10 protein-coding genes and 2 pseudogenes are annotated in these 11431 nt (G+C 60.6%); 6 read left to right on the top strand and 6 right to left on the bottom strand.

The features are described 5' to 3' along the window. Positions 1-311: 311 nt before the first annotated feature. Both EJA72_RS29810 and EJA72_RS29805 read left to right on the top strand, forming a co-directional pair. A pseudogene (locus EJA72_RS29810) lies at positions 312-1433 on the top strand (cache domain-containing protein); the annotation flags it as partial. Between the two features lie 333 nt (positions 1434-1766). Further along, positions 1767-2294 (top strand): annotated as a pseudogene (locus EJA72_RS29805) (methyl-accepting chemotaxis protein); the annotation flags it as partial. 46 nt (positions 2295-2340) lie between these two features. Here the strand turns inward: EJA72_RS29805 and grxC are convergent. Beyond that, complete coding sequence (grxC, locus tag EJA72_RS20980; RefSeq protein WP_157713281.1) at positions 2341-2592, bottom strand: glutaredoxin 3; 252 nt, start codon at positions 2590-2592, stop codon at positions 2341-2343. A gap of 29 nt (positions 2593-2621) precedes the next feature. Then, complete coding sequence (locus EJA72_RS20975) at positions 2622-3140, bottom strand: carboxymuconolactone decarboxylase family protein (RefSeq protein WP_157713280.1); 519 nt, start codon at positions 3138-3140, stop codon at positions 2622-2624. Positions 3141-3272: 132 nt separating this feature from the next. Here EJA72_RS20975 and EJA72_RS20970 point away from each other — a divergent pair, with 132 nt between their 5' ends. Next, positions 3273-4109: an AraC family transcriptional regulator gene (locus EJA72_RS20970; RefSeq protein WP_157713279.1), complete on the top strand. Its 837-nt coding sequence runs from the start codon at positions 3273-3275 to the stop codon at positions 4107-4109. Between the two features lie 159 nt (positions 4110-4268). Here EJA72_RS20970 and EJA72_RS20965 read toward each other — a convergent pair whose 3' ends face one another. From EJA72_RS20965 to EJA72_RS20950, 4 genes are all read right to left on the bottom strand, one after another. After that, entirely contained in the window at positions 4269-4709 is a 441-nt protein-coding gene (locus tag EJA72_RS20965; RefSeq protein ID WP_157713278.1) for a phage infection protein, read from the bottom strand. 121 nt (positions 4710-4830) lie between these two features. Further along, positions 4831-5718, bottom strand: coding sequence for a serine hydrolase (locus EJA72_RS20960; protein ID WP_157713277.1), 888 nt, complete (start codon positions 5716-5718; stop codon positions 4831-4833). A 57-nt stretch (positions 5719-5775) separates the two neighbouring features. After that, on the bottom strand, positions 5776-7134 hold the full coding sequence (chrA, locus tag EJA72_RS20955; RefSeq protein ID WP_157713276.1) for a chromate efflux transporter: 1359 nt from the start codon (positions 7132-7134) through the stop codon (positions 5776-5778). A gap of 196 nt (positions 7135-7330) precedes the next feature. Further along, entirely contained in the window at positions 7331-8182 is an 852-nt protein-coding gene (locus tag EJA72_RS20950; protein WP_157713275.1) for a CAP domain-containing protein, read from the bottom strand. Positions 8183-8372: 190 nt separating this feature from the next. Between EJA72_RS20950 and EJA72_RS20945 the strand changes: the two genes are divergently transcribed. The 3 genes from EJA72_RS20945 (at position 8373) to EJA72_RS20935 (ending at position 11412) form a co-directional block, all read left to right on the top strand. Beyond that, positions 8373-8987 carry a cell wall hydrolase gene (locus EJA72_RS20945; protein WP_157713274.1) on the top strand — a complete coding sequence of 205 codons (615 nt, stop codon included), beginning with the start codon at positions 8373-8375 and terminating at the stop codon, positions 8985-8987. A 435-nt stretch (positions 8988-9422) separates the two neighbouring features. Beyond that, positions 9423-10472 (top strand): isopenicillin N synthase family oxygenase, encoded by a 1050-nt coding sequence (locus EJA72_RS20940; protein ID WP_157713273.1) that lies wholly within the window; start codon positions 9423-9425, stop codon positions 10470-10472. A gap of 1 nt (position 10473) precedes the next feature. Further along, positions 10474-11412, top strand: a complete 939-nt coding sequence (locus tag EJA72_RS20935) for a hypothetical protein (protein WP_157713272.1) — start codon at positions 10474-10476, stop codon at positions 11410-11412. The last annotated feature ends 19 nt before the right edge of the window (positions 11413-11431 follow it).

Genomic DNA, 11431 nt, shown 5'->3' with positions numbered 1-11431 from the left:
GGCGGCGGGCCCACGGAGCAGGACCGGAGCGAGGGCATGCCGAGCCTAGGCGAGGCACCGAACGAAAGGGGCAAGAGCCCTTGGTTACTTGGGGCTTTTCCAAGTGACTCGCCGTAAGGGCGAAACCCATAGTCGCCATAACCGAAGAAACGGATATACCCCCAATCCCAACCGATTTGCACCAACCGAGTGCACTTCGCTATAGTGGCACAACAACATCACTCACAAAGAAATCTGCCAGCAGGGAACGCTGCATTCTCAACACTGAGCGTCCCGTGCCGGCTGCCGTACCGACACTTCGAGACTGCCCAATGCCCAACCGCTCGTTGCACTTCAAACTATTCTGGACATCCCTGATCGGTACCGTCGTGGTCATGGCGCTGCTGCTCGGCTCCATCGCCTACATCGCCTACGGCTCGTCAGTCAAAGAAACCTCCGCCCTGGTCGACACCATCGTCAAGGCCAACGCCAAAGAAGTCGAAGTTGAACTGGGTGCCGGCTTTACCGTCGCCGATTCACTGGCCAGCGTCGCCACCGCGATGCAGCAACAGCAAGTCGACCGCAAGACCGCCGATGCCTTGACGCGCCGCCTGTTCGAGGCCAATCCGAAACTGCTGGGCCTGGGGCAGTACTGGGAAGCGAATGCGTTCGACGGCAAGGACAGCGACTTCATCAACCAGCCGAATCACGATGCCACGGGCCGTTACCTGACCTACTGGAACCGTGCCAGTGGCTCGGTAAAGTCCGAACCCTTGGCCGGTTACGTCCCGGAAAATGCCGATAACCAGTATTACTATCAACCGCTGCACACCCGGCAGCCGTGGGCGTCCGAACCGTTTGCCTACAGCACCGGCAGCGGTCAGAAAGTGATGATGGTGTCGATCATGGTGCCGCTATTACAGGGTGGCAAAGCCCTGGGCGTCGCCGGTGTCGACATCCCGCTGGAAAGCATCAACCGCCAACTGGCGAAAATCGATGCCTATAAAGGGTATGGCGCGCTCGTTTCCAGCAATGGCCTGTACGCCAGCCACCCGGATGCCAAGCGTTTGAGCCAGCCGGCCGATGATTTGCCGGACGCCGCCAAAGAGGCGATCAAGGCCGGTAAACCCTACAGTTTCCAGCGCGATGGCTGGGGTTACGTGCTGCAACCGGTGCGCATCGGCAATGCGCCAAACACCTGGGGCTTGATGGTCGCGTACCCGCTCGCCGAAGCGATGGCGGGCATCAATCACTTCCTCTACACCGCGGTGGTCATCGGCCTGGTGGCGTTGCTGGTCCTGGCCATTGTGCTCTGGCAATTGCTGGCGTGGCAGATTCGTCCACTGTCCGGCTTGACCGTCGGCATTCAGGCCTGGGGCGGTGAACTGGGGCTGCGTTTCGAACAACGCAGCGGCGACGAAACCGGCAAACTGGCGGGGGCGTTCAATCAGTTCATCCAGCGCCTGGGCGATCTGGTCGGCTCGATTCGCCACAGCAGCGCCGCACTGATCCAGATCTCCAATCATTTGGGCGATACAACGCAAGCCGTTGCCGAACGGGCGACCTCACAGCACACCGCCACCGAGGAAATGGCCAGCGGCGTCACCGCTCTGGCGCACTCGGTGACCGAGATGTCCCAGCAAGCTGAAGATGTGGAGCAACTGGCGCGCAACACCGAGGTGCTGACCACCCACATTTCCGGCGACATGAGCCTGACACTGGCGGGCATCACCCACATCGATCAAACCATGGACGTTGTGGCCGGCGCTGTCGGCGATCTGGAAAAACGCTCCCAGGAAATCGCCGGCATCATCGCGGTGATTCGCAGCATCGCCGATCAGACCAACCTGCTGGCCCTCAACGCGGCCATTGAAGCGGCGCGGGCGGGGGAGCAGGGGCGTGGGTTTGCCGTGGTGGCGGATGAAGTGCGGCAACTGGCGGAGCGTACGAGTCGCTCGACCGGGGAAATCGGCGAGATGATCGGGGCCATCGGTTCCGACGTGCGCAACACGGTCGCCAACGTCCAGCAAGTCGGCGAAGCCGTGCGCCAGGGCGTGGTGCAACTGACGACTTCGGCACAAGGCGTCGACCAGATCCGCCAACATGCCCAGGATATTCTGACGCGTATCAGTGAAGTGGCGCGTCAGACCCAAAGTCAGGCCGCGACCGGTGAGCAGCTGTCCGTCGCGATTCAGGGTGTCAGTCGCATCTCCGAACAGAACGATCACGCCATCCGCAGCTTGCTTGATCAGTCGCTGCAACTTCGGGATCAGGCCGGTTCCTTGAACCAGCAACTGACTCAATTCAGGGATTGAAAACCGGGCGGCTGAACCATTGCAGGTTCAGCCGCACCCGCCCTTATCAGGCGAGCATCGGCAACAACCCGCCTTGACGATCCAGCTTGGCCAGGTCATCAAAGCCACCGATGTGCGCATCACCGACAAAAATCTGCGGAACGCTGCGCCGGCCGCTTCGGGTGAGCATTTCCTGAAACTTGCCCGGTTGCGATTGAACGTTTATTTCCTCCATCGCGATCCCCTTGCTGGCCAGCAGTGCCTTGGCGTTGCGGCAGTAGGGGCAGGTGTCGGTGGTGTAAAGCGTGACGGTGTTCATAACCTGTACTCCAAAAGTTGAGGCGCTGTTCAGGCATCGATCGCAGGGAAATCGATATCGGTCAGGGCCGCGTTGTTCAGGTAATTGGTCAAGGTTTGCGACGCCACGTGGGCAATCACCTCGATGATCTTCGCGTCATCGATCCCGGCCGCGCGGGCGGCTTCGATCTGCTCGGTGCTCAGGTGACCGCGGCTTTCAGTGACTTGCCGGGCGAGCGTGGCATAGGCATTGAGCTGGCCGTCGCGCGCACTGAGGATGTCTTGCGCCGAGAGCCCGGCCTTGCCGGCGAACAACGTGTGCGCTGCCAGGCAGTAGTCGCAGCCATTGACCTGTGAGGTGGCGAGAAAAATCGCTTCCTTCTCGGTGGCGCTCAAGGACGTTTTGCCCAGGGCCACGGACTGTTGCAGGTAGGAGGACAGCACTGCGGGGGCATGGGCCAGTGTCTTGAAGACATTGGGCAGGAAACCGATTTTTTTCTGCACGCCTTCCAGCAGCGGGCGGGTGGCGTCGGTGGCGTGTTCGAGGCTCAGCGGGGCGATGCGGCTCATGTCATTCTCCGTAGTGGATGCGCGAAGTGCGCCAGGTACGGGTGCCATGTTATTGATTGAGGCTGGCCTTAAGGGTGCAAATCGTCGAGGATATGCGACAGATCGTCCAGCTAACGGCTCGGGAGTCGCTTCATGGATCGCTTGTCCACCTTGCTCGCACACTTCGGTGTCAGTGCCGGCACATTCCACAGCGGGGCCTTTTGTGGCACCACTGGCTTTGATGGCCATCAGGATTGCGGGCATCTGCATTTGCTTCAGGGCGGCGAATTGGGCCTGAAGCTGGCCGATGAACGAGAGATCCAGCTGACCAAACCAACGCTGATGTTTTTTCCTCGGCCTTACCGTCATCGGTTGTTCGCCTCTGACGCCTTCGAGACTCAGCTGGTGTGCGCGTCCCTGACCTTCGATGGCGGCGCGGGCAATGCTCTGGCGGCGGCGTTGCCTGATTACCTGGTGCTGGAACTCGATGAATTGCCGATGATGGCGGGCACGCTGGAGTGGCTGTTCAACGAGGCGTTCGCGGGCACTTGTGGTCGCGAAGCGATGATGGACCGGCTGTTTGAACTGCTGGTGATTCAGTTGCTGCGGCACATCTTGAGCAATCGTGAACAAAGCCCCGGGATGATGGCCGGCCTTGCCGATTCGCGCCTGGCGCGGTCGTTGAGCCTCATGCATGACGAACCTGCCAAGGCATGGACCGTGGCTGAGTTATCGGCCGCGGCCAACATGTCGCGGGCCAGTTTCGCCGAACACTTTCGCCTGGTGGTGGGGCAGACGCCCGTCGATTATCTGGTGAGCTGGCGCATCAGCCTGGCGCAGAAACGCTTGCGCGAGGGCAGGCCCATTGCGCTGATCGCCGATGAGGTGGGCTATGAAAGCCCTTCGGCATTGGCCCGGGCCTTTCGACGCAAGACAGGACTCAGTCCCCGTGAATGGACCCGTAGCGCACAAAAAAGCCCGGTGGATTAGGCCGGGCTTTCCTGTAGGAGCGAGCTCGCTCGCGATGGTCGTTAACGATAACGCGGGTTGACTGGTTAAACGCGGTGTTCTTGAGTCCATCGCGAGCAAGCTCGCTCCTACAATGGGTGTACGGCTATCTGAGTTGAGTATTTCGGTAAAGCCATTCATTCAAGCGTTGCGATTCTGGATCAGGCGATCAGAGCCACCTTCGGCAACGCGATTCTGGATCAGGCGATCAGAGCCACCTTCGGCAACGCGATTCTGGATCAGGCGATCAGAGCCACCTTCGGCAACGCGATTCTGGATCAGACGATCCGAGCCACCTTCAGCAACGCGATTCTGGATCAGACGATCCGAGCCACCTTCGGCAACGCGATTCTGGATCAAACGATCCGAACCACCTTCAGCCACGCGGCTCTCGATCAAACGATCCGAACCACCTTCAGCCACGCGGCTCTCGATCAAACGATCCGAACCACCTTCAGCCACACGGCTCTCGATCAAACGATCCGAACCGCCTTCAGCGATGGCCTGGTGAGCAGGGGCTGCGGCGAAAGCGTTAACTGCAAAAACCGAGAATGCGATGCTGAGAAGAGTTTGGCGTTTCATGAGTGTGTGCTCCGGGGTGTTATTGGTTGGTATGGAGGCGATGTTACGCCCCGGAGTTTTTAAGAGAACTTCATTGAGATGATGGTGACTATCGATGCCGGCAATGGTTGTGGCGCATCACCTAAGGCGCAGTGATGATCCTTGAAGACAGCTGCTGCACCACCTCGGCTTCGGCGGCGCCTTCATTGCTGTCCTCATCAAACACCGCGCACGTCGCCGTCTGGTCGCCGACCGCGCAACGGTAAACCGCGACGATGCTGCCGGGGCCGCCTCCCGTGTGCCCGTTCAGGGTCAGGCCGCCTTCCACCGCGCCTTGCATCAAGCCAAGCCCGTAACCCGGAGCCGTCCAGGGGCGCCCTGCAATGGGACCGCCGAGTTGACGTGCTGTCTGCATCTCTCGCAGCAGCGACTCGGGGAGCAATTGTCCTGCAAACAATCGATCGAGAAGGAGGACCGCCTCTGTCAGCGGGCCGACCAGCAATCCGTGGTAGACCCAACCCGGATCGTAGGCGGTGGCGGTGCCCATGTTCACACCGCGCAAATCTGCTTGGGTCTGCGCCAGGCGCACATCCGTCAAGCCGAGAACTGAAAACACGCGTTGATTCAGCGCCTCTTCAAGGCCGAGCCCAGTAACCCGCTCGATGAGTCTGCCGACGTACAGGTAACCGACGTTCGAATAGCGCCAGCCGGCGCCCGGCTCGTAGCGTAATCGGCTGGCGTCCAGGCGTTGCAGCATCTCATCTGCCGACCAGGGTGATTGATTCTGGTTGACCGCAGCGTGGTACTCGGCGAGTTCTCCATAGTCCGCCAACCCGGCTTCATGTCGCAGCAGTTGGCGCAGGGTGAAGGGGCCTTCGGGTACTTCGTCGTCAAGCTCGACCTGTCCGTCCCGCACCAGCGACAGGGCCGCCGTCGCGAGCACCGTCTTGGTGAAGCTCCACCAGGGAATGATCACATCGGGTGTTGGGCGCGTGAGCAAGGAACCGTTCGATACAAGGGACATCAGCATGAAGCGAATCCAGGCAAAGGGAAGCACGTTGTCAGTTTGGGTACGGCCAGGCGTTTTCTAACGAAGCACATGCACCGCCAGACCGATCAGCGCACACCCCATCAATACTTCGATCACCCCGCGCTTGAAACGGAACAGCGAAATCGCCGCAGCAATGGCAATCAGCGCCGACGGCCAGTCGAAGTGGCCGTCGAAGCCGCTGGGCCAAAGCACGTGGTAGGCAAAAAAGCACGCCAGATTGAGAATCACGCCGACCACCGCCGCGGTGATCGCTGTCAGGGGGGCCGTGAATTTCAGCTCGTTATGCGTCGACTCCACCAGCGGCCCGCCGGCGAGGATGAACAGAAAGGAAGGCAGGAAGGTGAACCACGTCACCAGCGTGGCGGCCAGGGCGCCCGCCAGGAAGCGCTGGTCCGGGCCGAACACCGAATGAACATAGCCGCCGATAAACCCGACGAAAGCCACCACCATGATCAGCGGCCCGGGCGTGGTTTCGCCCAACGCCAGGCCATCGATCATCTGCGTGGGCGTCAGCCACCCATAGTGTCCGACCGCGCCCTGATACACGTAAGGCAACACCGCGTACGCGCCGCCGAAGGTCAGCAGCGCCGCTTTGGTAAAGAACCAGGCCATTTGGGTCAGCGTGCCTTCCCAGCCGAACAGCCCGGTGAGAAGGCCCATCGGCAATGCCCACAACGTGGCGCCGATCAGGATCAGACGCAGCAGCTTCAACCCATTGAAGCGGGCGTGCTCGGGGGTAGGGGTGTCGTCATCGATCAGCGCTGGCCCAAAGGATTTTCGAGCGGCGCCGTGACCACCGGTTGAGAATTTTTCGGGGGCCAGACGCCCGCCGACATAACCGAGGACCGCAGCCCCCAGCACAATCAGCGGAAAGGGGACATTGAAGGCGAAGATGGCCGCGAATGACGCGGCGGCGATGCCCCATAGCCAGTTGTTCTTCAACGCCCGCGAGCCGATCCGGTGCGCCGCCTGCAGCACAATCGCCGTGACGGCCGGCTTGATCCCGTAGAACAGGCCGACCACCACCGGCACCTCGCCGAAGGCGATGTACACCCAGGACAATGCAATCAGGATGAACAGCGACGGCAGCACAAACAGCGCGCCGGCAATCACGCCGCCCCAGGTCCGGTGCATCAGCCAGCCGATGTAGGTCGCCAACTGCTGGGCCTCGGGCCCTGGCAGCAGCATGCAATAGTTGAGTGCATGGAGAAACCGCCGCTCCGAAATCCAGCGCCGGCGCTCGACCAACTCCTGGTGCATGATCGAAATCTGCCCGGCCGGACCCCCAAAACTGATGAAGCCAAGCTTGAGCCAGAAGCGCAAGGCCTCTCCCAGAGGGACCGCTTCAGGCTTTGTTTGATGCAGATCTGTGGCCGACGTGGGCGTTTCGCTCAAGCGGCTGCTCCTTTCTGACTAGCTGTGGCCCAACGCAATCGCGAACGAAACCACGATCAGGCACGCAAACGCAAAATTGATGTTCATGAAGTTGCCGCCCGAATTATCAGAGGTGCCATCTTGAACAGGTCTCGGCAAAATAAATAATTCGGCTTCATGATTTAAAAGATCAAGGGAATTGATGACAGCCTGGCATTCACTGCGTGCCGAACATCGCCGTCCAGTAAATCCCCGCATCGCTCTTCGGGTCCACCGCATACGCCGCGCCCAACTCGCGGTATTCCGGGTTCATCAGGTTGGCGCAATGCCCGGGGCTTTCCAGCCAGCCACTGACCACTTTGCCGACGGTGTCCTGGCCGGCGGCGATGTTCTCGCCGAGCTGCTGGCCGACGTAACCCGCCAGTTCCGCCCGGTCCCCCGGCGTGCGGCCATCGCGGTCCTTGTGATCGAAGAAGTTGTTGTTGGCCATGTCCCGGGAATGGGTTTCGGCAGCGGTGGCCAGGTTGGCGTTCCAGGCCAGCGGCGTGGTGGCGGCGAAGGACTGGTTGCCGCATTGATGAGGTTGGCTGCGGGCGCTGTTGAGCGCGGTCAGCAGTTTTTGCCCTTCAGCCTGCGAGTCGCCCAAGCGTGCGGTCAGCAGGGGGCGCGCCAGCACGATGCGCCACTCTCGACCTTCGCGGCTGACGCCGACATCGACGAATTGGGGGTCCAGCACCACTTTGCAGAAGCTTTCCTGAATGGCTTTCATCGCTGCCGGCGCGTCTCGTGGCCCGGACAAGCTGATGGCCTGTACGTTGACCATCGGGTACCCGGCACTCGCCATGGCCTGCTGCAGGTTGCCAACACTGGTGGCGGACAGCGCCAATCGTGGATCACCCGCCAGCGGCGGCAGTTCGCCCGCCGGTTGACCTGCGCAACGTTGAACCTGGCTGCGATAGAGGTTGATCGAGTCGATCAGTTGTTTCTCGTCGGCCGCCAGTGCTTGGGTGGCGAACAACAGACCCAGCGATAACGCGGCAACACGAGTAGCGGATGAAATCAAACGCATGGAAATTCCCCTTGGGCTGACTGCGCCCATGATGCGCGATTTCACCCCCGCGAGCGCAATGCCTTTTCGCGTAGAAATTCAGTTTATTTGCCGTCTGTAGGAATGAATTCTGGCGACTACAATCAAGCCAGATCGCCAGTAAGGCGCGCTACAGCGTCACTCAAATGCGGTTCACTCAGAAGGGTCGATCATGCGATTTATTTGGATAGCCACCTGCCTTGCATTCACCCTTCTCGCCGGCCATGCGGTGGCGACGGAACAGGAAAAGAAACAAGCCGAAAACAAGGCTGAAATCCTGGAGCAAAAAGCCGCAGAGAAAGGCGCCGACGTTCCGGTGCCCAAATCCGAGGCCATCACCACCTCTGAAGTTCAGGCGGTCGATCCGGCGGGCACCGCGCCAATGGACGATGCAATCACCTGCCTGGCCCGTTCGATTTACTGGGAAGCCAAGGGCCGGGAAACAGCCGAGATGGAGGCGGTTGCCAGTGTGGTCATGAACCGTCTCGGTCATGAGGGGTTTCCGGACACGGTATGCGCCGTGGTCAAGCAAGGGTCGGAAACCAAGGCGTGCCAGTTTTCGTGGTGGTGTGACGGGCGTTCGGACCAGGTCAAGGAAGATGACGAGTACACCGTCGCCAAGGAAATCGCGCGCAAGGCTTTGAACAAGACGTTGAAGGATGCAACGTTGGGTGCGATGTATTTTCGCGACCGGACCGTCAAGCCTGACTGGGCTAGCAAGTACATCAAGACCGCGGATATCGGCAGGTTTCGTTTTTACAAGCCGAAAAATGGGGATGCAAAATAGGAGAGGGCTGTGTCAGTCGGCATTGATGGTGACTGCCAGTCCGACATCGCGAGCAGGCTCACTCCCACATTGGATTTTTGCCAGGCTCATGATAGTTGAACACCGCCGGTCCCCTGTGGGAGCGAGCCTGCTCGCGATGGGGCACTGGCAGTCACAACAAGTTGCCTGGCTGTCCGCCTCTGCATGCATCGGACTGAGTGGCTCCATTCTGGTGCACCTTTCAGCACATCCCTCAATTCACCCACCGGCCACAGCCCCCGTTAAATCAACAACATAACCCTCCATAAGCCACCCAACAAAACGTGGCACGCCCCTTGCTCCACCCGATCAGGCACCGTTTCTGGTGCGATAGATCCGGGACGACCCGGAGGCCTCACGGCTGTGCGATATCTGGACGACCAGGTGACATTTTGACTAATCATCAGGAGGTTACTTATGGCGCCCACGCCCCGTATTACCCCGCATTCAGCCTTTCAAACCTTGCCCCTCGTCGACATTCGCGGGCTCTTCTCTGCAAACGCCGCAGATCGCGTCGACACCGCCACGGCATTGGGCCACGCCGCAACCCAGGCAGGTTTCCTGTACGTGACCGGTCACGGCATCGACCCGCAGATCATCCAGCGCCTCAAGCAACGGACCGCCGCGTACTTCGCCCAACCGCTCGAACAGAAAATGCAGGATTACATCGGCCTGTCGAGCAATCACAGCGGCTACGTGCCGGAGGGCGAGGAGCAATTCGTCGAGGGCAGCATCGACCACAAGGAAGCCTTCGATGTCGGGTTCGATTATCTGCCGACGCAGGGCCGGCGGCCGATGCTCGGCGCCAACCGCTGGCCGTCCTTGCCGGGCTTCAAGGACGACATCAAGGCGTATTACGACGCCGTGTTCAGCCTCAGCCTCACGTTGTTCCGTGGCTTTGCGCTGGCGCTCGGCCTGCCGGAAAACGCCATCAGCCAATGGGTCAAACAGCCGCCCAGCCAACTGCGGCTGATCCATTACCCCTTTTCGCCGGATGCGCCGGCGGACCGCCCCGGCATCGGCGCCCATACCGACTACGAGTGCTTCACCATCTTGCTGCCGACCGCACCGGGGCTGGAGGTGTTAAACGGGGCAGGGCACTGGATCGATGTGCCGCTGGTGGACGGGGCCTTTGTCATCAACATCGGCGACATGATGGAAGTGCTGAGCAACGGCACCTACGTCGCCACGGCGCATCGGGTGCGCAAAGTGGCCGAGGAGCGTTATTCGTTCCCGATGTTTTGCGCCTGCGATTACGACACGGTCATCGAGCCCATTGCGCAACTGCTCGATCCCGCAACGCCCAGCCGTTACGGCCCGGTCGCCTGTGGTGATCATTTGTACGCGCAGACCTTGCAGACATTCCGCTACCTCAAGCAGCGCGTGGCCAGTGGTGAATTGAGCTTGCCGGACGGTGCAAAAGGATTGTCGTCCTATGGTCACGCCGCCCTGGCCGAGGAGGTTTGACATGCACCTTCAAGACCTCGTCGCACGCCATCCGCACAAAGCCGTTAACGGTGTACCGGACTGGATGCTCGGTTTCTACAAACGGCGTGCGATCAGCTTCGCCAATGGCCTGACCGACACAGACACCCACGTGTGCTGGTTTCAAAGCCGCCACTTCACCATCGATTTGCGCCTGCCGCTGGAAGATCGGCAAGTGCCGGCCAAACCGCTGCTGGCGTGCAGTGCCGAAGAGTTGCAAACCCTGGCCAACTACGAAGGTTGGGAGGCGTTGTGTTCGTGGGAGGGGGAGGTCCTCAGTTGGCACACCGACACGTCCTTGCAACTGCACAACCGCTGGCCGGAACCCGGTGTCCTGAAACGCATCGGCAACTGCATGATCGAGTTCGCCCCCAGCGGCGCTTATGTCGAAGACTGGCGTCTGCTACCGTCCGCACCGGGCGTGTTGATCGGCCTTCGGTTAATCGAAGAAAAGGAGCTGGAAAGCGGCATCGTGCATCACCGTGGCGGCGGACTGATCGTCTGCGGAGAACACGCGGCCATGGTGCTGGGACGCGCCGACCCCCTTGTGGGCGACGTGCCGTTGCGTGATCTGGTGGCGCGCAACGGTCATGACCCCGATTGGCTCAACCGTACATTCAACTTCGAGACCTCGGTGGCGGCGGGCTCGCTCGATCACGGTTTCAACGTCACGCTGTCCACCTGCGCCCGGCGAGTGGGCCAGCCGCTGGTTTCGCTGGAAGGTTTCGAGCTTCATGCCGACGGCAAGCACGTCATGCAATCACTGCAGGTAGATGGCGTTGCCCGCGAACGCCTGTTCGTCATCGACACGCTGGAACCGGACGTCAGCTATTCGCAATCCACCGGATTTACCCCGAGCGCCGAGCAATGGTTTGAGCGCGAATCCCCGACATTGAGCCGCTACACCCGGCCGCTCGTTTGAACTCAATGCGTCACCCATT

It is taken from the genome of Pseudomonas sp. PB120 (assembly GCF_009761815.1).
In the GTDB taxonomy this organism is placed as follows: domain Bacteria; phylum Pseudomonadota; class Gammaproteobacteria; order Pseudomonadales; family Pseudomonadaceae; genus Aquipseudomonas.
This window is presented reverse-complemented; position numbering and strand designations above follow the sequence as displayed.